The sequence below is a fragment of the Mesorhizobium sp. M0045 genome, from assembly GCF_040323385.1.
Classification (GTDB): Bacteria; Pseudomonadota; Alphaproteobacteria; order Rhizobiales; family Rhizobiaceae; genus Mesorhizobium.
On sequence record NZ_JAMYUY010000030.1, the window covers coordinates 1 to 21,933 of the forward strand.

22 protein-coding genes and 1 riboswitch are annotated in these 21,933 nt (G+C 59.8%); of the genes, 14 read left to right on the forward strand and 8 right to left on the reverse strand.

All coding sequences use genetic code 11. From position 1 onward, the window contains the following. A partial coding sequence (locus tag NKJ72_RS28600) for an alcohol dehydrogenase catalytic domain-containing protein (RefSeq protein ID WP_352480427.1) occupies window positions 1–830 on the reverse strand: 830 nt, incomplete at its 3' end. Window positions 831–1,160: 330 nt separating this feature from the next. On the opposite strand from NKJ72_RS28600, the gene NKJ72_RS28605 reads away from it, so the two are divergent. From NKJ72_RS28605 to NKJ72_RS28625, 5 genes are all read left to right on the forward strand, one after another. Further along, window positions 1,161–2,336, forward strand: a complete 1,176-nt coding sequence (locus NKJ72_RS28605; RefSeq protein WP_352480428.1) for a lanthanide ABC transporter ABC transporter substrate-binding protein PedA1 — start codon at window positions 1,161–1,163, stop codon at window positions 2,334–2,336. Between the two features lie 21 nt (window positions 2,337–2,357). Further along, window positions 2,358–3,329 (forward strand): YVTN family beta-propeller repeat protein, encoded by a 972-nt coding sequence (locus NKJ72_RS28610; RefSeq protein ID WP_352480429.1) that lies wholly within the window; start codon window positions 2,358–2,360, stop codon window positions 3,327–3,329. Between the two features lie 98 nt (window positions 3,330–3,427). Beyond that, complete coding sequence (locus tag NKJ72_RS28615; RefSeq protein ID WP_352480430.1) at window positions 3,428–4,216, forward strand: lanthanide ABC transporter ATP-binding protein PedB/LutE; 789 nt, start codon at window positions 3,428–3,430, stop codon at window positions 4,214–4,216. Window positions 4,217–4,227: 11 nt separating this feature from the next. After that, window positions 4,228–5,088 carry a lanthanide ABC transporter permease protein PedC gene (locus tag NKJ72_RS28620; RefSeq protein ID WP_352480459.1) on the forward strand — a complete coding sequence of 287 codons (861 nt, stop codon included), beginning with the start codon at window positions 4,228–4,230 and terminating at the stop codon, window positions 5,086–5,088. Next, on the forward strand, window positions 5,088–5,717 hold the full coding sequence (locus NKJ72_RS28625) for a hypothetical protein (protein ID WP_352480431.1): 630 nt from the start codon (window positions 5,088–5,090) through the stop codon (window positions 5,715–5,717). Before NKJ72_RS28620 ends, NKJ72_RS28625 begins: the two co-directional genes overlap by 1 nt. Before the next feature lie 27 nt (window positions 5,718–5,744). Here NKJ72_RS28625 and NKJ72_RS28630 read toward each other — a convergent pair whose 3' ends face one another. From NKJ72_RS28630 to NKJ72_RS28645, 4 genes are all read right to left on the reverse strand, one after another. Beyond that, on the reverse strand, window positions 5,745–5,945 hold the full coding sequence (locus tag NKJ72_RS28630) for a hypothetical protein (RefSeq protein ID WP_352480432.1): 201 nt from the start codon (window positions 5,943–5,945) through the stop codon (window positions 5,745–5,747). Window positions 5,946–6,216: 271 nt separating this feature from the next. Then, window positions 6,217–7,032, reverse strand: a complete 816-nt coding sequence (locus tag NKJ72_RS28635) for an oxidoreductase (RefSeq protein WP_352480433.1) — start codon at window positions 7,030–7,032, stop codon at window positions 6,217–6,219. Window positions 7,033–7,098: 66 nt separating this feature from the next. Further along, window positions 7,099–8,403, reverse strand: a complete 1,305-nt coding sequence (gene fabF / locus NKJ72_RS28640) for a beta-ketoacyl-ACP synthase II (protein ID WP_352480434.1) — start codon at window positions 8,401–8,403, stop codon at window positions 7,099–7,101. Window positions 8,404–8,449: 46 nt separating this feature from the next. Next, window positions 8,450–9,028, reverse strand: a complete 579-nt coding sequence (locus NKJ72_RS28645; protein WP_352480435.1) for a TetR/AcrR family transcriptional regulator — start codon at window positions 9,026–9,028, stop codon at window positions 8,450–8,452. Window positions 9,029–9,108: 80 nt separating this feature from the next. Between NKJ72_RS28645 and NKJ72_RS28650 the strand changes: the two genes are divergently transcribed. Further along, complete coding sequence (locus NKJ72_RS28650) at window positions 9,109–9,471, forward strand: hypothetical protein (RefSeq protein WP_352480436.1); 363 nt, start codon at window positions 9,109–9,111, stop codon at window positions 9,469–9,471. Between the two features lie 143 nt (window positions 9,472–9,614). Here the strand turns inward: NKJ72_RS28650 and NKJ72_RS28655 are convergent, their stop codons facing one another. After that, window positions 9,615–10,559, reverse strand: coding sequence for a LysR family transcriptional regulator (locus NKJ72_RS28655; RefSeq protein ID WP_352480437.1), 945 nt, complete (start codon window positions 10,557–10,559; stop codon window positions 9,615–9,617). A 123-nt stretch (window positions 10,560–10,682) separates the two neighbouring features. Between NKJ72_RS28655 and NKJ72_RS28660 the strand changes: the two genes are divergently transcribed. The 5 genes from NKJ72_RS28660 to NKJ72_RS28680 all read left to right on the forward strand — a co-directional run bounded on the left by NKJ72_RS28660 (window position 10,683) and on the right by NKJ72_RS28680 (window position 15,949). Then, window positions 10,683–10,943, forward strand: coding sequence for a hypothetical protein (locus NKJ72_RS28660; protein ID WP_352480438.1), 261 nt, complete (start codon window positions 10,683–10,685; stop codon window positions 10,941–10,943). A gap of 41 nt (window positions 10,944–10,984) precedes the next feature. Next, window positions 10,985–11,365, forward strand: a complete 381-nt coding sequence (locus NKJ72_RS28665; protein WP_352480439.1) for a hypothetical protein — start codon at window positions 10,985–10,987, stop codon at window positions 11,363–11,365. A 916-nt stretch (window positions 11,366–12,281) separates the two neighbouring features. Then, complete coding sequence (gene glyA / locus NKJ72_RS28670) at window positions 12,282–13,619, forward strand: serine hydroxymethyltransferase (RefSeq protein WP_352480440.1); 1,338 nt, start codon at window positions 12,282–12,284, stop codon at window positions 13,617–13,619. Window positions 13,620–13,672: 53 nt separating this feature from the next. Further along, window positions 13,673–14,848 (forward strand): methionine adenosyltransferase, encoded by a 1,176-nt coding sequence (metK, locus tag NKJ72_RS28675; protein ID WP_352480441.1) that lies wholly within the window; start codon window positions 13,673–13,675, stop codon window positions 14,846–14,848. 108 nt (window positions 14,849–14,956) lie between these two features. Then, complete coding sequence (locus NKJ72_RS28680; RefSeq protein ID WP_352480442.1) at window positions 14,957–15,949, forward strand: adenosine kinase; 993 nt, start codon at window positions 14,957–14,959, stop codon at window positions 15,947–15,949. A gap of 32 nt (window positions 15,950–15,981) precedes the next feature. Here the strand turns inward: NKJ72_RS28680 and NKJ72_RS28685 are convergent, their stop codons facing one another. Continuing rightward, window positions 15,982–16,659 (reverse strand): transposase, encoded by a 678-nt coding sequence (locus NKJ72_RS28685; protein WP_352480443.1) that lies wholly within the window; start codon window positions 16,657–16,659, stop codon window positions 15,982–15,984. A gap of 289 nt (window positions 16,660–16,948) precedes the next feature. Here NKJ72_RS28685 and NKJ72_RS28690 point away from each other — a divergent pair, with 289 nt between their 5' ends. Then, the gene (locus tag NKJ72_RS28690; protein ID WP_352480444.1) at window positions 16,949–17,179 is read left to right on the forward strand and encodes an MFS transporter; all 231 of its coding nucleotides are present in this window, start codon (window positions 16,949–16,951) and stop codon (window positions 17,177–17,179) included. An 84-nt stretch (window positions 17,180–17,263) separates the two neighbouring features. Beyond that, entirely contained in the window at window positions 17,264–18,097 is an 834-nt protein-coding gene (locus tag NKJ72_RS28695) for a helix-turn-helix transcriptional regulator (protein WP_352480445.1), read from the forward strand. Window positions 18,098–18,414: 317 nt separating this feature from the next. Here the strand turns inward: NKJ72_RS28695 and NKJ72_RS28700 are convergent, their stop codons facing one another. Beyond that, window positions 18,415–18,546 carry a hypothetical protein gene (locus NKJ72_RS28700; protein WP_023679681.1) on the reverse strand — a complete coding sequence of 44 codons (132 nt, stop codon included), beginning with the start codon at window positions 18,544–18,546 and terminating at the stop codon, window positions 18,415–18,417. Window positions 18,547–19,222: 676 nt separating this feature from the next. Further along, a riboswitch (cobalamin riboswitch) is annotated at window positions 19,223–19,423 on the forward strand. Window positions 19,424–19,518: 95 nt separating this feature from the next. Here NKJ72_RS28700 and metE point away from each other — a divergent pair. Continuing rightward, window positions 19,519–21,855, forward strand: coding sequence for a 5-methyltetrahydropteroyltriglutamate--homocysteine S-methyltransferase (gene metE / locus NKJ72_RS28705; RefSeq protein ID WP_352480446.1), 2,337 nt, complete (start codon window positions 19,519–19,521; stop codon window positions 21,853–21,855). Window positions 21,856–21,933: the final 78 nt, after the last annotated feature.

The window sequence follows — 21,933 nt, forward strand, 5'->3', positions numbered from 1 at the left end:
CGCATGACCTTGGTGTTGCCGGTGCAGTCGAAGGTGTAGTCGGCGCCGCCGATCTGGTCGGCGCCGCGCTTGGTCATGTTGACGAGATGGGCCACGATGTCGCCGTCGATCTCCTTCGGATTGACGAAATGCGTCATGCCGAACTTCTCGCCCCATTGCTTCTTGTCGTTGTTCACATCGACGCCGATGATCATGTCGGCGCCGGCAAGGCGCAGGCCCTGGATGACGTTGAGGCCGATGCCGCCGAGGCCGAAGACGACCGCCGTCGCGCCTTGCTCGACCTTGGCCGTGTTGATCACAGCGCCGATGCCGGTGGTGACGCCGCAGCCGATGTAGCAGATCTTGTCGAAGGGCGCGTCGGCATTGACCTTGGCCACCGCGATCTCGGGCAGCACGGTGAAGTTGGAAAAGGTCGAGCAGCCCATATAGTGGAACAGCCTGTCCTTGCCGATCGAGAAGCGCGAGGTGCCGTCGGGCATCAGGCCCTGTCCCTGCGTGGCGCGGATGGCGGTGCACAGATTGGTCTTGCGCGACAGGCAGGACGGGCACTGCCGGCATTCCGGCGTATAGAGCGGGATGACATGGTCGCCCTTCCTGACCGAGGTGACGCCCTTGCCGACGTCGACGACGATGCCGGCGCCCTCATGGCCAAGGATCGCCGGAAACAGGCCTTCGGGGTCGGCGCCCGACAGCGTGAACTCGTCGGTGTGGCAGATGCCGGTTGCCTTGATCTCGACCAGCACCTCGCCATCGCGAGGACCCTCGAGGTCGACCTCCATGATCTCCAGCGGCTTTCCGGCGGCGACGGCAACAGCGGCGCGCGTTTTCATCAGGCACTCCTCCCAAGACAACCCATAGAGTTTCACATTCCGGCATTGCTGCGGATCATCTCGGAGTCGAAGACCGCAACACGCTCATTCATCGCCGTATTCCCACGAAAAGGCATAGGACTAAAGCAGACACGCAAGTCCACTTGCAGGGCTTTGATAAATCTTGTGGGGTCCGCTAAGCTCATTGTGGGCACCTTGAATTCGCGCTGGTCCGGGAACAATCGGACTTTAGTGCAAGAACGGGCAGTTTTATCGATGACGAGCGCGGTGCCGGGCACTCTCGCGGCCTTTTTGTGCCTTTTTTTCCAGACCGCCGACGTTGCGGACGTGATGGCCCAGGAAGTCACGGGCAAGCAACCGGTCGCAACCGACAGGCCGGAAACAAAGATAACCGAAATCAGAATAGGTTATTTGCGGGCCTACGCGCCGCAACTGGCGCTTTCCCTGCTGGACCTGCCGCCACGCGACGAAGGTGTTGCCGGCGCCAATGTGGCGATCGGCGACAACAATACGACAGGGAAGTTCCTCAGCCAGAAATTCAGCCTCGACATAACCGAGGTCAAGCCGGACGCCGACGTGATCCAAGCGTTCAACGATCTGATTGCCAAAGGTGACCGCTATGTTGTCGCGGACCTCTCGGCCAGGCAATTGCTGTCGATCGCAGACATCGCCCGCGACAAGGGCGTTCTGGTCTTCAATGTCGGTGCCACCGACGACAGCCTGCGCGAGGAAGACTGCCGCATAAATATTTTCCATATCGCGCCGACGCGAAGCATGCTGGCTGACGCGCTGGCCCAGTATCTCGTGGTAAAGAAATGGCCGAATTGGGTGCTGCTCTACGGTTCGCATGAGCAGGATCATCTATATGCGGACGCGTTGCGCCGCGCGGCGGCCCGCTTCGGCGGTCAGATCGTCGCCGAGAAGGAGTTCAAAGACACCGGCACGGCGCGCCGCACCGACACCGGCGCCACGCAGATACAGCAGCAGATTTCCGTGTTCACGCAGGATCTGCCGGAGCATGACGTGGTGCTTGTCGCCGATGAGAGCGAGGTGTTCGGAACTTATGTGCCCTACCGCACCTGGACACCGCGGCTGGTCGCCGGCACGGCGGGCCTTGTCGCGTCGTCCTGGCATCCCGCGAGCGAGCAATGGGGCGGCATTCAGATGCAGAGCCGTTTCCTGAGGACGACCGGTCGGCGAATGCTGTCCAAGGACATGTCGGCCTGGACGGCGGTGCGGGTGGTGGGCGAAGCCAGCACGCGGACCAATGGCGACGATCCGAAGAAGATCGGCGACTACATCCGCTCGGACGATTTCTCGGTCGCCGCCTTCAAGGGACAGAAGCTGACCTTCCGCAAGTGGAACCATCAGCTTCGCCAGCCAATCCTGCTCGGCGACACCAAATCCGTCGTCTCGACATCGCCACAGGAGGGTTATCTCCACCAGATCTCCGAGCTCGATACGCTCGGCATCGATCAGCCGGAAACGAAATGCGTTCTTAAGTAGAACCAATCGGGAGGAATCTTCGTGCAGAGACGAGCTTGCGCACTCGCCATTCTCGCAACCGGCTTCATGGCCAATCCGGCGTGGGCTTACACCGTTTATGTCTCCAACGAGAAAGACAATACGATAACGGTCGTCGACACGGCGACGATGCAAGTGGTGAAGACCGTCGAAGTCGGCCAGAGGCCGCGCGGTATCACCATCTCGCATGACGGCAAGTTCATCTATTTGTGCGCCAGCGATGACGATACGATCGAAATCATCGATACCGGGACGCTGCAGATTGTGGGCACGCTGCCATCCGGCCCGGATCCCGAACTGTTCGTGCTTTCGCCCGACGGCACCACGCTCTACGTTGCCAACGAGGACGACAATCTCGTCACCGCGATCAACATCGAGAGCAAGCAGGTCATGACCGAGATTCCCGTTGGGGTGGAGCCTGAAGGCATGGCTATCAGTCCCGATGGCAAAACCATGGTCAACACCTCCGAAACCACCAGCATGGCGCATTTTATCGACACCGACAGCCATGAGGTGACCGACAATGTCCTGGTCGACACGCGTCCGCGCTTTGCGCAATTCAAGCCCGACGGATCACAGATCTGGGTCAGCGCCGAAATCGGCGGCACCGTCAGCGTCATCGATAGTCTCAAGCGCGAGGTGGTGAAGAAGATCCAGTTCGCGATTGCGGGACTGCGGCCCGAAACCATCCAGCCGGTGGGCATCGCGATCAGCGCCGACGGCAAGAAGGCCTATGTCGCGCTCGGCCCGGCGAACCATGTCGCCGTCATCAATACCGAAACCTACGAGGTGGAAAAATACATCCTGGTTGGCCAACGCGTCTGGCATCTCGACTTCACACCCGATCAAAAGACGCTGATCACCACCAACGGTAATTCCAACGACATCACCTTCATCGACACGGCGACGGACGAGCCGGTTCAATCGGTAACGGTCGGCCAGCAGCCTTGGGGCGTGGCCATATCGCCTCACTAGACCGCAGCGATTATCAGGGAGGCCGACATGACAAATCTTTGCCGCGGGGATGTTGCAAGCGCACGAGAAAACCAGCGCGCCCCGAAGGAGCCATCGGCATGCGGCATGTGAGGACAAGCGGACCTGGAGAGGAGGTGGCGGCACTCGACGTTGCCGGCGTCAGCCATTCCTATGGTACGAAGCGGGCGCTCAACGACGTCTCATTCTCGATCGCGCCAGGAACTTTCACCGTTCTGCTCGGCCTCAACGGCGCCGGCAAGACAACTTTGTTCTCACTGATCAGCCATCTTTACGGCACGCGCCGCGGATCGATCCGCATCTTCGGCCATGACGTCGGCCGCGCTTCGGGCGAAGCGCTCAGGCGTGTCGGCATCGTGTTCCAGGCACGCACGCTCGACCTCGACCTCAGCGTCCACCAGAACCTCTCCTACCACGCCTCATTGCATGGCATCGGCGGACACCAAGCCCGGCAGCGCATTGCCGCGCTGCTGGATACAGTCAACATGCAGGGCCGTCAGCATGACAAGGCACGCAGTCTTTCCGGCGGCCAAATGCGGCGCATCGAGATCGCGCGGGCGCTGCTCCACCGCCCTTCCCTGCTGCTGCTCGACGAGGCGACGGTCGGTCTCGACATCCAGTCGCGTGCGGGCATTTTGGCCACCATCCGCAAACTCGTCGAAACCGAGGGCATCGGTGTGCTGTGGGCGACGCATCTGATCGATGAGGTCGACGACAGCGACCATGTCGTCGTGCTGCGGCAGGGCGACCTGGTTGCCAAGGGTAAGGTGGCCGATGTCGTTGTGACGAGCGGTGCCAGTTCGATCCGCGACACCTTTTCCAGGCTTAACCGCATCGAAACAAGCGGCATCGCGGAGATGTCGCCATGAGCGCTCCCGCAATGCCCGCAAAAGTCGCCGCCCTCACGCCGGTGAAGTTCGAACAATTTGGGCTCCGTCACTACCTCATTTGCCTAAAAGGGATCGTCGTGCGGGAGTGCCTGCGCTTCCTGCACCAGCGCGAGCGCTTCATATCCTCGCTGGTTCGGCCGCTCGTCTGGCTGTTCATCTTTGCCGCCGGATTCCGGCAGGTGCTCGGCGTATCGATCATCCCGCCCTACAAGACCTACGTGCTCTACGAGGTCTACATCACGCCGGGCCTGTGCGGCATGATTCTGCTGTTTTCGGGCATGCAGTCTTCGCTGTCGATGGTCTATGACCGCGAAATGGGCAACATGCGCACCCTGCTGGTCAGCCCCTTCCCGCGTTGGTTTTTACTTATCTCGAAGATGCTTGCCGGTGTCGCCGTGTCGATCGCGCAGGTTTACGCGTTCCTGATCGTTGCCTGGTTCTGGGGCGTCAAGGCGCCGCCGCTTGGCTATCTCACCGTGCTGCCGGCACTGTTCCTGTCAGGCATGATGCTGTGCGCGCTCGGCATGCTTTTGTCCTCGATGATCAAGCAGCTCGAAAACTTCGCTGGCATCATGAACTTCGTCATCTTTCCCGGCTATTTCGCTTCTCCGGCACTCTATCCCTTGTGGCGTATCCAGGAGGCCAGCCCCCTGCTCTACAAGATCTGCCTCGCCAATCCGTTTACTTATGCCGTCGAACTGATCCGCTTCGCCTTCTACGGCCAGGTTGAGTGGCTGTCGCTGGGCGTCGTTGCCGGCTGCACGCTGCTGTTCCTTGCCGCCGCCATCATCGCCTACGACCCTTCGCGCGGCCTGATGACCCGCAAACAGGACACGGGAGGAAATACCTGATGGCACGAATGAGCCTTGTTCGCGGCCTGGCTCTGGTTGCCATGCTCGCGCCGGGCATTAACGCCATGGCAGCCAACCCCGATCCAGACTGGCCCTGCATGCAGCGCAAGGTGCCGCAACTCTCGCTCGGCCAGATCTGGAACGGACCGGACCTTCCTTCAGCGGCGAAGGACTGGTCGAAGGACCCCACCATCTCCGCCCTGATCGAGGAAGTGGCAGCTCGCCGGATGCCGATTGCGGAAGCTCAAAAGAAGATCAGGGATTTCGCGGCCTCCTTGCCGGCAGAACAGCTTGCACCCAAAATGGCGATGCTGGTGCAAGGCATGTTCGATCACCTGGACGCCGAGCGCTCGCAGGTGATTTCGGGCATTTCCCGCTACGCCCACAAGCAGCTCGAAATGGCCGCCGCGTTGCGCAAGGAAGGGTCCGATGTCGATGCGTTGCGGGCAAAGCCGGATGCAGATCCCGAAGAGATCGATCGGCGAACCGAAAAGCTGAAATTCGCAACGCGAATTTTCAATGAACGCGTCCAATCACTGACTTACGTCTGTGAAGTGCCGACGATCATCGAGCAGCGGCTTTACCAATTGTCCAAGGTCGTCTCGGAAACGCTCGGCGCGGAGAAATAGAATCCCATTCGATCGTCGCGGCGGATCTCACGAACCCCGGCCGGGCAGCACCCGCCAGCGCCGCACGACATAACCGGGATGCGTCTCGATCCACTGGGCGACCAGCGACTGCGCCTGCATGAACGCGGTCCCGGGATTCATCGCCAGGCCGTCCACCATCTGTTCGCGTTGTTCACAGGTCTGCGGCACAGCCGTCAGGCAGACCATCATAACGAGCGTGTAAAGCATTGCCCCTTGTCCCCATCGAATCCCCAACCCCATGCCGGGAGGTTTCCGTGATACCCACCAGTCTGCAGGGGTCGCACATACAGATCGCTTACCGGTGCTGAAAGGGCGCGGCCCCCGCTCTTTCGCGCCGCAATATAACATACCGCTAATCTAACGCCAACGACGGCAGGGCGTTTCTCCGGAGTGATCGGGTCAGGTTACGCCGCGCCAATGTGGTGCCGATGTTTCCAGCGTCGATGATTCCGATCTTCACGGGTGTTCATCGATGTCATCAAACCGGCAGCCCTAGTTGCTTTCGCAGGCTTTTGTCGAATGCGAATGCGGGGACGAAACGGCGCAGGAAACTGACCTGGCGCGCCATTTTTCCAGCCGCATAGCGCCCCTTCGGAGCGGGATCGGTCGCAGCCGCCAAAACGGTCCTGGCCACCACTTCCGGCGCATCGCCTTTTTCCATTGCTTTGCGCACAGCTGCATTCATGCCGGCGCGCGCAGAGTCGTAGATATCGAGCAACTGATCCGGCCTGGCGAGATTTTCCTCAAATGAGGTGCGGGTATAGGCGGGCTCCACCAACACGACGCGAATTCCGAAAGGACGCAGTTCGTGGTCGAGCGATTCGGAATAGCCCTCAATGGCATGCTTGGTCGACGAATAAAGCGCGAAATAGGGAGCTGGAATGAACCCCTGCACCGAGCTCAAATTGACGATTCTGCCCTTGCCTTGACGGCGCATTGTCGGCAGGACCGCTTTGGTTACTCGCATAACGCCAAAGACGTTCACGTCAAACAGCGACTTGGCCTGGGCCATCGAGGACTCCTCCGCGCCACCAAGCAGGCCAACGCCGGCATTGTTGACGAGCAGGTCGATGCGCCCGGTCTCGGCCAGCACGTCCTGTACAAGTTTTGCCACGGACGCGTCATCGGTCACGTCGCCGGTCAGCATGGTAATGCCGTCGGATCGTTCGGCGACCGCGCCACGGCTGGTTCCGAACACGCGAAAACCTGCGTTCTTCAGGGCTTTGGCCGTTGTGTGCCCGATGCCGCTGGATGCCCCGGTCACCAGGGCGACGCCTAGATTGGTCCTGTTCATGAAGGTCACATCTTTCTTCGTGTTTGCATTGGCGGGGAGAAGCGCGAAAGGTCGGAGCGAAAGGCGTCAATCATGAGCGCCTCCGGTGCTCGCGCCGGCCAGATCATCCGTCCAGCGCCGGAACAGCGCGCTGGCATTAACGCCTCCGAAGCCGAAGCCATTGGAGATTGCGTAGTCCATCGCCATCGGCCGGGCATGGTTTGCGACGAAGTCGATCCCGTCGCCGGCCGGATCGGGAGCGCTCAGATTGAGGGTCGGCGGTGCCATCTGATCCCTGAGCGCCAGGATTGCGAAGATAGCTCCGAGCCCGCCAGCGGCTTCGAGCAGGTGTCCGGTCGCCGATTTCGTTGCACTGACAGCTATCGCGAAATCGCGCCCGAACACGCTCTTGATTGCTTCGATCTCACCCAGGTCGCCTACCGGCGTAGAGGTCGCATGGGCATTGAGATGACGAACCTCGCGGGGCGAAATCCCTGCTTGGGCGATTGCGATCTCCATGGCCCGGCGCGCACCGTCGCCGTCCTCGGGACCGGAGGTGACGTGATGAGCATCAGCCGTCGTGCCGTACCCGACAAGCTCGGCCAGCGGTCTTGCGCCGCGCGCCAGGGCGTGGCTCAATTCCTCGATGACCAGCATGCCGGCTCCTTCGCCCATGACGAAACCGTCCCGCGACTTGTCGAACGGTCGGGAGGCCTCTTCAGGACGGTGATTAAAGGAGGTCGAAAGAGAGCGTGCCGCGGCAAACCCACCGAGGCTGACGATATTCATGCATGCTTCCGTCCCGCCGCACACGGCAATATCGGCTTCGTTGGCGCGAATTAGGCGAGCCGCATCACCGATCGCCTGAATGCCGGCCGCGCACGCCGTCACCGGTGCACCGAGCGGACCTTTGAAGCCATAGCGGATCGAGACGTGGCCTGCCGCGAGGTTCACCAGGAACGACGGCACCGTAAAAGGTGATAAACGGCGGACGCCGCGTCGGTCGACCGTGCGCACCGCCTCGGTTATGGCCGGGAATCCGCCGACGCCCGAGGCGATGATCGTGGCCGTGCGCAAGCGATCAGCTTCCGAGATGGGTACCCATCTTGCTTGGGCGAGCGCCTCTTCTGCCGCCGCCAAGGCAAACAAAATGAACCGATCTGCCTTGCGCTGATCCTTCGGCGGAAAGACGACATCCGGATCGAAACCAGCGTCCGGATCTTCTTGTGTGGAAGGCACCACCCCGCCGACCTTCGCCGGCAGGTCGCCCACCATATCATCCGCAAGCCTCCGGATACCCGAGCGGCCGGCCAGGAGACGCGACCAGGACGTTTCAGCATCGGCAGCAAGGGGCGTAACCGCTCCCATGCCCGTAACAACAATCCGTCGCATCTATTTTCCTATCAGTTCGGGCGCGCCGCGGGCGCCGCAACGCCGCTCAAGCACCGGCTGCTTCGCGAACCTGATTGGCCGCCGCATCTAGAAAGGCCTGCGCGAGGCCTGGATCGTTGATGAGGCGCGATAACATCAGCGCACCGACCATCGTCGAGAGAATAGCCATGGCCTTGCCATCGAACTCCCCGCCACCGGTTCCAGCGATGAAACGGCCGAGGATCTCGAGATGCTCCTTGATTCCGGCTTCGAACGGCGCTTTCACGTCCTTGCCCTGTCTGGCGGCATCCGAGCCGAGCGCCACGATCGGGCAGCCGTCCATCTTTTCTCCGCGATGGTCCATACTGAGGTAGAACGCGATCACCGCGCCAAGCGGATCATCAGGGTTTGCCGCAGTCGCGGCCGACCATCGACGGGTGGCGCTCTCCATCGCCCGCCGGGACGCCTGCGCCGCCAGGTCGTCCTTGGATGCGAACTGCTTGTAAAACGCGCCTTGGGTCAGTCCGGCGCCCTTCATCAGATCCTTAAGGCCGATACCATCAAACCCGCGCTCCCGAAAAAGGCGGCTTGCCACGTTGATTACGGTTTCGCGGTTTTCCGCGGCCTGGGTACGACTTACGCGCATCGTTAGCTTCCTTTTTGGATTGCATTCGTAATCTATAAATCATATAGAGGTCGAACGCAATCTAAAAAAGGAGATATGAGATGATCCGCAAAAACCTGAGCGCATCACTCCTGGCCGCGCTGTTTCTTGCGACCCCGGCTTTTGCCGAGGAGGCCACCATCGGACGCCCGATCGAGGGCGGCAGCCTGCACGAGGGACACCTTGACATGGTGGTCTACTACGTCCCGGCCGACGGCGACCTCTTGGAGGTCACCGCCACCTTCGCGCCGAAGACCGGGGGCGATCCGCTGCGCGTCGTAATGGGTCTCGCCGACGACGACTCCGTGGCCTTTTCCATGCCGGGTCACCAGGGCTCGCTCTACACGTTCTCAAGGTCCGGCGAGCAGGTGACGGTCTCGACCGAGACGACCAGGTGTCTGCGAGCCGACGCGACAATGCGCTGAGCCGAAGTTCAGACCGCAACCTGCGTGCTGCTGGCCGTTGGCTCTCGCGTCCGCGCGGCTCGCCACACGGTGCCTCGATCACGCTATCGAATAAGTTTGGGGCAAGCGTTTTGCCTGCACCGCGCGCCCTAACTCGCGCGACCTCAAGTGTTCGGTTCCTCGTGCGGATAGAGCTTGCCGAACAGGGGCAGGTACATCGCGCCCTTGCGCATCAGAAAATCGTGGAAGGTCGCCATCGCCGGCGAGATCGCGTGATCGCTGCGCATCACCGAAAACCATTGCCGGCGGATCGGCATGCCGACAACATCGAGGATGACCAGCCGGCCGGCTTCGGTTTCGGCAGCGATGGTGTGGGCAGAGATGAACGCAATGCCGAGCCCGGCCATCACCGCCTGCTTGATGGTCTCGTTCGAGTCCATCTCGACGCCGAGATCGTCGATGCGGCCGGGCACGTCGCTCAGGAATATTTCCAATGAGATGCGCGTTCCGGAGCCGGACTCGCGAATGAGGAAATGCTCCTCGGCGATCCGCTCCTTGGAAATGTCGCGTGCCGACGCCAGCGGGTGGTCGGGCGGTGCGATGATGACCAGCGGGTGATCGCCGAAGACCGAAGCACGCACCGGGATTTCCTTGGCCGGGCGTCCCATCAGCGCGATATCGATGTCGTGGTTCTTCAGATTGTCGATCGTCTCGGCGCGGTTGCCGATGGCAAGGCGCATGTCGATATCTGGATGTTCCTTCATGAAGGCGGCCATCAGCCGCGGCGCGAAATATTTGGCCGTGGAAACGACGCCGAGCCGCAAGCTGCCGGCGCGCACGCCCTTGATCGCATCCATCTTGTCTTCGAGCAGACGAAGCCGCTCCTCGATGGCCTGTGCCGTCTCGACGAAGGCCAGACCTGCGGCAGTGGGACGCATGCCGTCCGACGTCCGGTCGAACAAGGCCAGTTGGAACTCCTCCTCCACCTGCCGCAACTGGATCGTCACCGCTGGAGGAGACAGGCCTAACACCTTTGCTGCGCTGACGATTTTTCCGTGGCTGACGATTGCCTGAACGGTCTTGAATTGCTTAAGCGTGAGGTTTCTCATATCGCATACTAAAATTTTTTTACTGCCTGAGTAAAGTTATTGAATTTTACTTATCCAGCGTCGTTTGTTCTCCTTTCCCGATCCGGCCGACCCGAGGAGAGGCGGCTGGATCGGGAGGTTACGATGCCAGCGGCAACGCTCGACGCTTTTCTGAACTCCTATCTTGGCGAGCCGGACGAACTGCGCTCCGCGGTCGTAGCGACCATCCGTCAGCTGACGCAGGCGGCCACCACGATCCGCAACACCATCAATCAAGGGATGTGTCGCGTCAGCATGAACTGCTTCTTCGGCTTGAGGCGCGCTATCCGTCAAACGTCTTCTATGCGGCTCCTTGTATTGCAAACATCAGCGATTTCGACCGCTCTTATAATGGAGCAACCGTAGCACGGCAGTCCATTTTCGTCTCACCAGGGGATATTGGGCCCTTGCCAGACTACAAAGCGCACAGCCTTGCCTATAAACCTGGACTGGCAACTGGATATTTTTGCTCGAAACCCAAGCCCACCAAAGTTCAAACATTTGATGATCTCGCTGCGCTCTTTAAGGACCAGTTCGCCGAGAAGCGTTTTGCGGAAGTCGGCGAGGCGGCGCGTGAGATGCGCGAAAACGTACTTGAGCTTGCTTCGCCGTCAATGCGGCAAGCCGAACAGCTCATTGCTGAACGGGTCGGCGCGAGACGCATTCAGATTCTAGACGGCGCAGCCAGACCGCCCGAGGAAGAGCGCGCAGTCACTGACATTCTCGTAGCGCGGGAAATTGCGCGTGTCGATCTTGGCGTCGACCTGCTGGTGGCCCAACCACGCTAACGACATCATACCTCGCTGATTAGCCCAGCTTTTGTCTAGGCCACAGTTATGAGACTACGAACTACTTGGCCAGGAAGAAGATCGGATTGAAAGCGAACCTTCCTTGTCATCTTTGCATCACGGTCAGTCTGCACGAGATTGACCGCTGCAAGCCGGGAGCAAGACCGGGCTGCGCAAACGTTGCAACAGATCCTTCAAGGAAATTCATAGACTCTTAGCAACTCCGGTTCGCTGTGAATGGTAGGCTTATTGCAACGTTTGAGTCAGTGGGGTCCGAACCGTGGCTTATTCTCCGACCCGCCGAACTGCGTGCAATTTCGGCTAACGGCAATGGCAAGAAGAGCGCCCATCTTGTTTGTTCGACACAGCCATATCGGCTCAAAACAGTATCTTCACGGCCACCGAGATTGTCCGGTCGGTGGACAAGCAACCATATTATTTGGTTCGAAAGCTGCAACATCTGTGGAGAACGCGAAATGACAAATTCAGTAGGACGAGTGCCCAGGCTTTCCAAGTGGCTTGGTCCTGACCAATGCTGACACTGGTCAGTCGCCTACGGACGGCAGCGCATTTAGATCGCCTTCGAATTCTAGGCCTTTGCGCGCACGCGGACCTAACTGTCTGCCAGCTAGCGGAGATTCTGGGTCTGCGTCGTGAGCACGTTGTACGACACGTTCGGCTGCTGGCCAGAGCCGACTTTCTTTACTGCAACGAACAACGTCCGTGGTGCTCGTACAATCTCAAAACAGGAGGTAAGGACGGCGGGCTGGTTCAATTGTTGGTTGATCTCCTGCCCCACGGCGATGGCTATCACAAACGAGACCTTCAACGGCTCGAAGCGGTACGAGACACGCGGCCGAAGGGGACCGCATGTTTAATCGTGAAGTAGGTCAACCAATTGGAGCGCGAAGCTACCATGGACAAATCCGCCGATGGCGCCAGCGCGCAGCCCGACACCTATGGGCGGTCTTCCTTGGCCGCGGTTGACTGCCGCGTTCACGAGCTGCTTCTGAGACAGGAGCGGCAGGAGCGGACGACCCTCAAGCTCATCGCCTCAGAGAACTTTGCGTCCTCGGCCGTGCTGGAAGCGAACGGCTCCATTTTCACGAACAAGTACGCCGAGGGGTACCCCGGTGCGCGCTACTACGCTGGAAATGAGATCGTTGATGAGCTTGAAAATCTAGCCATTGAGCGCTTGAAAACACTATTTGGCAGCGAGCATGCCAACGTCCAGCCTTATTCCGGCTCGCCGGCCAACCAGGCTGTCTATCGTGCGCTTTTGAGTCCCGGTGACAAAGTCATGGGCTTGCCCCTTCCGGAAGGGGGCCATCTGACTCATGGTTGGGCCATCAACTTTTCCGGAACTGACTATCAACGCGTCCCCTATGGACTAGATGAAAACACACAGCAGATTGACTATGACCGCTTGCGCGAGACAGCCAAGCGGGAACGGCCGCGGCTCATTTGGGTCGGCGGAACTGCTTACCCGCGTGTCTTCGACTACGCGGCAGTGGCAGAAATCGCCCTGGAAGCGAACTCCTATCTCGTAGCCGACATTGCGCACATCAGCGGCCTGATTGCCGCGGGAGCGCACCCGAATCCCGTGCGCCATTGCGACGTGGTCAGCAGCACCTCCCACAAATCGATCCGCGGTCCCCGCGGTGGTTTCATTTTGTCCAGGAACGAAGATCGCTATCAGGCCCTGTATCATACAAAGAGCAAATACAATCTCGCCAGACGAATAGACCGGGCGGTCTTTCCTCACCTGCAAGGCGGGCCTCACATGAATGCCATCGCTGCGCTAGCGGTTGCCTTGCACGAAGCCGCGAACCCGTCCTTCCGAAGCTACGGCCAGCAGACCGTCAAGAATGCCAAGGCTCTTGCACAGGCACTGATCGAGCGAGGTTATGACCTGGTTACCGGGGGGACGGACAATCACATGCTGATCCTTGATCTGCGCGATCGACCACTATCGGGCAAGGCCTATGCGGAGCGGCTAGCAAAGGCAGGCATCATCACAAACTTTAATATGGTGCCTGGCGACCCGCGCCATCCTGCGGTCACAAGCGGAATTCGCTTGGGGTCGCCCGCAGTGACGTCAATGGGCATGCGCGATGTGGAAATGGTGCAAATTGCTGGCTTCATTGACTGCGTCCTCCGGCGGCCTGATGACGAAGAGCTCCATGCCTGCGTGCGAAGAGACGTTGCCGATTTGTGCGCTGCGTTCGAGGTCCCAGGCATTACCCACAGGTAAGGTGGGCTAAGCAAAATGCCCCATACAACTCCAACACCCGAAGCGAGGTTCTCATGGCTAGGCAGTTCGTGTTCTCTTCCGAATCGGTTGGCGCGGGACACCCGGATAAGTTGGCCGACAACATCTCGGATGCCATCCTCGATGCCATCCTCCGTACAGATCCCAAGGCGCGCGTCGCCTGTGAAGCGTTGGTAAAATCAGGGATGGTCGTTCTGGCTGGCGAGATTACCAGCGATGCGCAGGTGGATTATAGCCAAGTTGCGCGCGATACGATTCTCGATATTGGATACGATGATGAGGCCGTCGGCTTTGACGGCCGGCGTTGCTCCGTCATTCATGCCCTCAGCGAGCAGTCGCCCGACATCAGCCAAGGCGTTGACGAGGGACAAGGGCAGGACCTCCAGCAGGGAGCGGGAGATCAGGGCCTCATGTTCGGCTACGCATGCCGCGAAACCGATACCTTGATGCCTTTGCCGATCCAGCTCGCGCATCGCTTGACGAAACGGCAGGCGTATGTCCGGAAGGCACGACAGCTTGGCTGGTTGCGTCCTGACATGAAATCCCAAGTCTCAGTGCGCTACGAGGGGTTGCGCCCGGTCGCCCTGGATACCATCGTGGTGTCGACGCAACATGACGAGCAGGTCTCGCAAGAGACTGTCCGCGAGGGCGTCATTGAGGAAATCATAAAGCCTGTCCTACCGACCCACCTGGAGACGGAAGGCATCAGAATTCTGGTCAACCCGACGGGGAGGTTCGTAGTCGGCGGGCCGCGCGGCGACTGCGGTCTCACTGGACGCAAGATCATCGTCGATTCGTATGGTGGGATGGGTCGTCATGGCGGCGGCGCTTTTTCGGGCAAGGACCCGTCCAAGGTTGACCGCTCAGCTGCCTATGCGGCCCGGTATGTCGCAAAGAACATCGTCGCTAGCGGACTTGCCGACGTGTGCGAGGTGCAGCTTGCTTACGCAATCGGCGTGGCCAGTCCGGTTTCCGTCATGGTCAACACGTTCGGGACAGCCAGGGTTGAAGAAAGAAGGATCGATCGCCTCATTGTTGAGTTGTTCGATCTCAGACCGAAAGGCATTATCAAGATGCTTGATCTCTTACGCCCTATATACCGCAATACCGCGACCTATGGCCATTTCGGCCGTGAAGAGCCTGATTTCACCTGGGAGAAGACAGACAGGGCCGACGAATTGCGTCGCGAGGCAGGACTTGCCGCCCCGTGAGGGCTGGCGCCGAACCGATTGGCAAGCGGAAAGCCCATTCCCACTGGCCAGACCCGCCCGCGGCCGGCATGCCAGAAAGCCGGTGGGCTTTTGGCGGAGACATCATTGATGCCGTACTATGACGTGCTTTGTATCGGAAATGCCATCGTCGACATCATCGCCCAGTGCGACGAGGCGTTCCTGGAGACCAACGGCATCATCAAGGGCGCAATGAACCTGATCGATACGAGGCGCGCCGAACTGCTCTACAGCCGCATGGGCCCGGCCATCGAAGCCTCCGGCGGCAGCGCCGGCAACACGGCGGCGGGCGTCGCCTCCTTCGGCGGCCGCGCCGCCTTCTTCGGCAAGGTCTCCAACGACGCGCTCGGCGAAATCTACGCGCATGACATCCATGCCCAGGGCGTCGCCTTCGACACAAAGCCGCTCAACGGCGAACCACCGACGGCGCGCTCGATGATCTTCGTCACGCCGGACGGCGAGCGCTCGATGAACACCTATCTCGGCGCCTGCGTCGAGCTCGGCCCGGAGGACGTCGAGGCCGACAAGGCGTCGGGCGCCGCCGTCACCTATTTCGAAGGCTATCTGTGGGATCCGCCGCGTGCCAAGGAAGCGATCCGGCAGACGGCGAAGCTCGCCCACGCCGCCGGGCGCGAAGTGTCGATGACATTGTCAGACTCGTTCTGCGTCGACCGCTACCGCGACGAATTCCTCGATCTCATGCGCTCCGGCACCGTCGATATCGTCTTTGCAAACAGCCACGAGATCAAGTCGCTCTACCAGACCGCTTCATTCGACGAGGCGCTGGCGCGGATCCGCAGGGACTGCAAGATCGCCGCCGTCACCCGCTCGGAAAAGGGCTCGGTGATCGTGCGCGGCGACGAGACCGTGACCATCAATGCGACCAGGATCCGCGAGCTGGTCGACACGACAGGCGCCGGCGACCTCTATGCCGCCGGCTTCCTCTACGGCTACACGCAAGGCCGCAGCCTCAAGGATTGCGGCGATCTCGGCTCGCTAGCGGCCGGGCTGGTCATCCAGCAGATCGGCCCAAGGCCGAGGCAGAACCTGCGCCGCGGGGCCGAGCAGGCGGGGCTGCTGTAGGTGGCGAGCCAAGAACCAGCTGCCCACCCTCCTTAATCCAGCCCGAGCCTTTTCTTCAGTTCCGCATTCTCCTTGCGGAGACGATCGGCAAGCAGGCTCTTTAGCCGCTTGTTTTCTTCCTCGAGCGCGACGAGATCCTTCAGCCCGTCACTGTCCGCCGCAGGCGCCGCGGCCTTCTTCCATAGATAATATGTCTGTTCCGAGATGCCGGCTTGCTTCACCGCGCTCTTGAGAGTAGCGCCGCCGCCGATCGAGGTCTCGATCTGCGCCAGCTTCTGGGCACGATCCTTCGCGGAGTAGCTCTTTCGGCCTGTTCGCGCCGACGGCGGTGCTTCAGTGGTCGCGGATATCGGCTTGGCGCCCTTCTTGCGGGCAGGCGCGCTCGCCTCAGCTTCTGGCTTCCTCGACCGCCGCGCTCTCGTCTTCGGTTTTGGCGTTTCCGCTTTGTCTGCCGGTTCGCTAGGAACTACTGCTGACTCGGTTTCCAGGGGATTGGCCATGAAATGCTCCACTCGCGGTTTGTGCAAAGGTTCAGCATCAAGGGCCACTACAGTAGAGTCAACAAGCTGACGATTTAACGGCTCGACTTCCTTTGTTGTCTCGGCCATCGCCGCGGCGATGTCGAAATTACCCCAGATGGAACGTGCGGATTTTTGATAATTGCGCTTTTGTTTGACTTCCACGGTGAATGGTCGCGTCTGCCGCCTCATAGTTCCTTCCTGAATAGGAGGATGAAGTCGCCGCTCGAATTTTTGGCGCTTCCTGCTTAGCGCGGAGCATTATCGTATAGCCGCTCAACGGGCAAGTGATGCCGGTCTTCGATGGCCGACCCATCTGGGGAGATTTGAGCGGCTTCGCGCGTCCTGCGCATGCCTGTAAGGCAGCCAAGTTTTCTGGGTTAGCAGGCGCGCACTGTGGCAGCTTGGCTTGTACGGCGAGGCCATGGTTGAGTGAGGCGAAACAAATCCAGCCCCGCGGTCAATCCCGAGGCTTCCCACAATGGCGAAGAGAACATCTTCACTCGTTCCTTTTGAGCACAAGACCTTCCGTTCGCTATGGTCGGCTGCACTCATTTCGAACCTTGGCACCCTAGTGGAAGGTGCGGCGGCAGCTTGGCTGATGACGAGCATCGCAGCAGTAATTTTTGATCGCCCATTCGTGCTGTGTACCAGCCCTGTGTCTTGCGCAAGTGGTCACGAACGGCTGCCGGAGCCCTCGAAGACGCCCTAAAAACACATGCTGCGATTTTTGAACACGCTTGACGTGTTAGATTAATTCATCCACAATGCGTGTATTGCACACGCGAGGTGAGTTATGAACATGAAAGAACTTAGGGTTCGACTGGGCATGACTCAAAAAGATTTGGCAGAGCAGATGGCAACGACGCAACAGACTGTGGCCCGTTGGGAAACAGGCAAAACGCAGTTGAACGTCGAGCAGATCAAGGACCTTTGTCTCACGTTGAAATGCACAGTCGAGGAGCTGCTGGGCTGGAAGATTGATGTCGAGGAGTGGCGCACGAGCCCGTTTGCAATTGCCGATGCCGAAACGCGATACGGCACGCTCAGAATCAAGACGACTGTTGGCAGCCGCCAATATCCTATCGATGAAAAGGCGCGTGAATCGATTTTACGTCAGTTGAAGGAACTTCATAATCTGCGTAGAAATAACACAAGCAGGCCATGGCTGTATTGTTGGAGCCTTGACAACAAAATACTCTTGATAAATCCGCAATATGTCCGCACCATTGAGCTTATCGGTAACGATGTAGAGGAGATGCCAGAGTATTATCATCCAGAAATCTATCGGGCTTTGGATGACTGGGATAAGGGTGAGGTTTCAGGAAAGCTGAAGAAAGAATGCGATGCCATCATCGCAGAGATGGGTGATCAGGAAGCCGTGCGCATGGCCTCCTATGTTCGCGTCACATATGACGACGGAGAAGATGAGTGGAACTTCTTGGATGAAGAAACCGCTACGACTTTCTTCGGATTGGAAGCTGCGACCTTTGACGTTCCCCAGTGTAGTTTCGCCGAAGTGGAGGAAGAAGGTTACTACCGAGCGCGATACGCCAACCTTGATCGCGTCGCGGTGATGGAGGTTCCAAGCGACCGTTATCACAGATTGACCGCGCCCGAGGAAGCTTAGAACCATCCACGAAGGGCGCATGTTACATCTCGACCTTGCGTGGTGCGTTTTCAGTACGAGATGACGTTAAGCGTAGGCAGTGGCAGGTAAGAGTGCTCGACCAGAAGCTCAAGTGCCTCCTCAATATCGCTGCCGATGTGCCGCAGGACACGTCCACGGGAGCGTGGATAGGCGTGAAGTTCCTGCACTCCACGGTCCGCTTTCCCATCGCCGGTGTGTGCCCGACGCCATCTTGTGGACGAGCTTGGCCGCCTGCACCCGGTTGTATTCCGGCTTGCGGTCCGCCTGGGCGGTCCGCTGCGATGGCTATCTCCATGTCAATCGGCGCCGAACTTTGACTGCCCGCTGCTTTTGATGAATTTGGCGAGGTCCCGCGCATAATCACTCTTGGTCTTCTCCTTGAGGCCCTGTGTCGCGAACTTGTGGTCCAGCAGGGCAAACAGGTCCAAGTCCCCTTCCGCCTGTGGCGCTGGCTTGCCTCACCGCCCTCGGCTTCCCAATTGGGGACCGCTTCTGCGCGCTGCACCGTGGCGATTGTCCGCCCAAGACGCATCACAAGATTGAACGCCAGACCGTGCGCGTGCACGATGATTTGCCGCTCAGGCCTCATTTGGACAGGACTTGAGCTGGCCCGGTGGTTTGAGCCGGGTTACCTTGAGCCGGTGGGCTGCGAACAAGCAGTTCGAGACATTGGCCTCGATCACTTCGCAACACGCCGCTGCGCCTGGCCTCGGTGTGCTCCCCCCGAAATCGTTGTGTCATATCACCGAGGGCATCACGGCCAACAGCTTCCACATGGGCAACAGCCTCGCCATTGAGCCGAATATGGTCGCGAGCAGATCACCAACGAAGCGGTCGGAACCTCGGAGCCGAAGTTCGACGCCGAGGTGGTTCGCATGATGCGCTAAGCAGCACCACGGCGCTTGCCGGTATGTTTGCTGCCGGCAGCCGACGAACTCCTATCCTCCTGGACAAGGGCGCCGTGCGTCATTGCTTTGATTTACCGGCCGCTCAAGGCTCCACAGTTTTCGCTTTCGAGGCGACCTTTGGAACATGCCAACGGAAATTTAACATAACGACATAAACATTTCTTTATGCGGCGTTGACAAAGAAGCGAACTGCTGTAATTGTCTCCCGCGTCGTGGTTCTCCGTACGGCGCTGCCGCAGCGGAGCTAAGAGGGAAGCCGGTGCGATGCCGGCGCTGCCCCCGCAACTGTTAGCGGCGAGCCAACCCCACTCATGTCACTGAGGCGAATAGCCTTGGGAAGACGGGTAGAGGCTATGACCCCGCGAGCCAGGAGACCTGCCACGGCGAATTACGTCCACGGGCGGGGTGTCTCGGTGGCCGCTGCAGCCTGGCGTTCGTGCCGGCCTGCTAGCGCCTTCCTTGTCACCGACGCCCCAACCATCGGGGTCTGGCATGACTATCTCTCAGCAAATTCCTGTAGCAACGCTCGGCGTGCCCCGCTTCGGTCGTCGGCGAGAACTGAAATTCGCGCTTGAAAGCTACTGGTCCGGAAAATCGTCCGCTGCCGACCTTCTCACGACCGCGAAGGCGCTCCGTGCCGCTGGCTGGGAGGAGCAGCACGATCGCGGCGTGTCGAAAATCCCGTCGAACGACTTCTCGCTCTACGACCATGTGCTCGACACCGCAGCCATGGTCGGCGCCGTTCCATCCCGTTACGGCTGGAATAGCGGCGAGGTTCCACTTGACATCTACTTCGCAATGGCGCGCGGCAACCAGGGTCAGACGGAGGATTGTCGACACGCTGGTCACCAGCAGGCGGCTCATCGGTCTGATGTAACCGCGATGGAAATGACCAAGTGGTTTGACACCAACTATCACTACATTGTGCCGGAACTCAACGATGATCAGACGTTCGCCCTCTCGTCGACGAAACCGGTCGATTACTTCATCGAGGCTAAAGCTCTCGGCGTTCACACACGCCCAGTCATCCTTGGACCGATCACCTTCCTCAAGCTGGCGAAATCGCCTGCCGAAGGATTCGATCCCATCGCGCTCCTGCCGAGGCTGCTGCCCGTCTACGAGCAACTCCTGCAGAGGCTGAAGCTGTCGGGAGCCGACTGGGTGCAGATCGATGAGCCAGCGCTTGTCCTCGATCTGAACCCGAACGAACGAGCTGCGTTCGAATTCGCCTATGGCCAGCTGTCAAAAGCCGCGCCCGAGTTGAAAATGATGCTGGCTACCTATTTCGGGCCGCTGGGAGACAATCTCGAAACCGCGGTTTCTCTGCCCCTGGCCGGGCTGCATATTGATCTCGTGCGCGCTCCCGAGCAGCTGGAAACGGTGGGTCGGCTCGCACCGAAGGATCTGGTGCTCTCGCTTGGCTTGATCGATGGCCGCAACGTCTGGCGTGCGAACCTGCCCGCCATTCTCGACCGCATCAAACCGATCGTCGCCGGCTGGCCCTTGGACCGCGTCGAGATCGCGCCTTCTTGCTCGATGCTGCATGTGCCGATCGACCTCCGCATGGAGACGGAACTCGACGCGGACATCAGGTCGTGGCTCGCCTTCGCGGCCCAGAAGACCGACGAGTTGGTGTTGCTGGCCCGGGCCCTGTCCCAAGGCAGGGATGCGGTGGCAGGCGCGTTGAAAGCGTCTGCCGAGGCTGCCGCCACTCGCGTAACGTCCACGAAGATCCATGACCCGCTTGTTGAGGGGCGGATCGCCAGCATTGACGACAGCATGAAGCGACGAGAGAGCGCTTTTGCCGAGCGCTCCAGAGTCCAGGCCGGCACGCTCGGGCTGCCGCCGTTCCCGACGACGACCATCGGGTCCTTCCCGCAGACGCCGCAGGTACGCAGGGCGCGGGCCGCTCATGCGAAGGGCCAGCTGAGCTATGTCGACTACGAGACCTTCCTGAAGAAGGAGATCGAGGCTGCAATTCGCTGGCAGGAAGAGATCGGGCTGGACGTGCTGGTGCACGGTGAGTTCGAACGAAACGACATGGTACAGCATTTCGGCGAGCAGCTGTCCGGCTTCGCCTTCACCCAGCATGCCTGGGTGCAGAGCTGTGGGTCGCGTTACGTGCGCCCCCCCATCATCTTCGGCGACGTATCGAGGCCCAAGCCGATGACGCTGCGCTGGTGGCAATTCGCCCAGTCGCTTACGGAAAACCCTGTGAAGGGAATGCTCACAGGCCCGGTGACCATTCTCAACTGGTCTTTTGTTCGCGACGACGTACCCCGCTCCGAAGCATGCCGCCAGATCGCGCTCGCCATCCGCGACGAGGTGACGGATCTCGAATGGTCCGGCGCAAGGATGATCCAGATCGATGAGGCCGCGTTTCGCGAAGGATTGCCACTGCGCCAGTCTGATTGGAACGACTATCTCGACTGGGCTGTCGAATGCTTCCGGATCGCTTCAACGGGTGTAAAGGACGCGACTCAAATCCATACCCACATGTGCTACTCGGAGTTCAACGAGATCATCGACGCGATCGCTGAAATGGATGCGGATGTCATTTCGATTGAGACGTCGCGCTCGAAGATGGAACTGCTGGACGCCTTCACGAGCTCCAAATATCCGAACGAAATCGGTCCCGGAGTCTACGACATTCACTCACCACGCGTCCCGGAAGTCGGCGAGATTTCGGATCTCGTCATGCTTGCCCGCGAGCGACTGTCGGATTCCCAACTGTGGGTAAACCCGGACTGTGGCCTCAAAACACGCAAATGGGAGGAGGTCCGCCCTGCCCTGATGAACATGGTCGATGCAGCACGTGCGCTCCGGTAGAAAGTGTAGGCCGGAGGGTTTCCTGGTTGCTCACCATGTGGTGAGTGACCGGCTGCCGCATGTCGGCCGTGAATGTGC

Bases quoted from the DNA above. Each gene is read 5' to 3' on its own strand.
- NKJ72_RS28605 (WP_352480428.1), top strand. From the start codon at position 1,161: ATGGCCCAGGAAGTCACGGGCAAGCAACCGGTCGCAACCGACAGGCCG.
- NKJ72_RS28615 (WP_352480430.1), top strand. From the start codon at position 3,428: ATGCGGCATGTGAGGACAAGCGGACCTGGAGAGGAGGTGGCGGCACTC.
- NKJ72_RS28620 (WP_352480459.1), top strand. From the start codon at position 4,228: ATGCCCGCAAAAGTCGCCGCCCTCACGCCGGTGAAGTTCGAACAATTT.
- NKJ72_RS28625 (WP_352480431.1), top strand. From the start codon at position 5,088: ATGGCACGAATGAGCCTTGTTCGCGGCCTGGCTCTGGTTGCCATGCTC.
- NKJ72_RS28630 (WP_352480432.1), bottom strand. From the start codon at position 5,945: ATGCTTTACACGCTCGTTATGATGGTCTGCCTGACGGCTGTGCCGCAG.
- NKJ72_RS28635 (WP_352480433.1), bottom strand. From the start codon at position 7,032: ATGAACAGGACCAATCTAGGCGTCGCCCTGGTGACCGGGGCATCCAGC.
- fabF (WP_352480434.1), bottom strand. From the start codon at position 8,403: ATGCGACGGATTGTTGTTACGGGCATGGGAGCGGTTACGCCCCTTGCT.
- NKJ72_RS28645 (WP_352480435.1), bottom strand. From the start codon at position 9,028: ATGCGCGTAAGTCGTACCCAGGCCGCGGAAAACCGCGAAACCGTAATC.
- NKJ72_RS28650 (WP_352480436.1), top strand. From the start codon at position 9,109: ATGATCCGCAAAAACCTGAGCGCATCACTCCTGGCCGCGCTGTTTCTT.
- NKJ72_RS28655 (WP_352480437.1), bottom strand. From the start codon at position 10,559: ATGAGAAACCTCACGCTTAAGCAATTCAAGACCGTTCAGGCAATCGTC.
- NKJ72_RS28660 (WP_352480438.1), top strand. From the start codon at position 10,683: ATGCCAGCGGCAACGCTCGACGCTTTTCTGAACTCCTATCTTGGCGAG.
- glyA (WP_352480440.1), top strand. From the start codon at position 12,282: ATGGACAAATCCGCCGATGGCGCCAGCGCGCAGCCCGACACCTATGGG.
- metK (WP_352480441.1), top strand. From the start codon at position 13,673: ATGGCTAGGCAGTTCGTGTTCTCTTCCGAATCGGTTGGCGCGGGACAC.
- NKJ72_RS28680 (WP_352480442.1), top strand. From the start codon at position 14,957: ATGCCGTACTATGACGTGCTTTGTATCGGAAATGCCATCGTCGACATC.
- NKJ72_RS28685 (WP_352480443.1), bottom strand. From the start codon at position 16,659: ATGAGGCGGCAGACGCGACCATTCACCGTGGAAGTCAAACAAAAGCGC.
- NKJ72_RS28690 (WP_352480444.1), top strand. From the start codon at position 16,949: ATGGCGAAGAGAACATCTTCACTCGTTCCTTTTGAGCACAAGACCTTC.
- NKJ72_RS28695 (WP_352480445.1), top strand. From the start codon at position 17,264: ATGAACATGAAAGAACTTAGGGTTCGACTGGGCATGACTCAAAAAGAT.
- metE (WP_352480446.1), top strand. From the start codon at position 19,519: ATGACTATCTCTCAGCAAATTCCTGTAGCAACGCTCGGCGTGCCCCGC.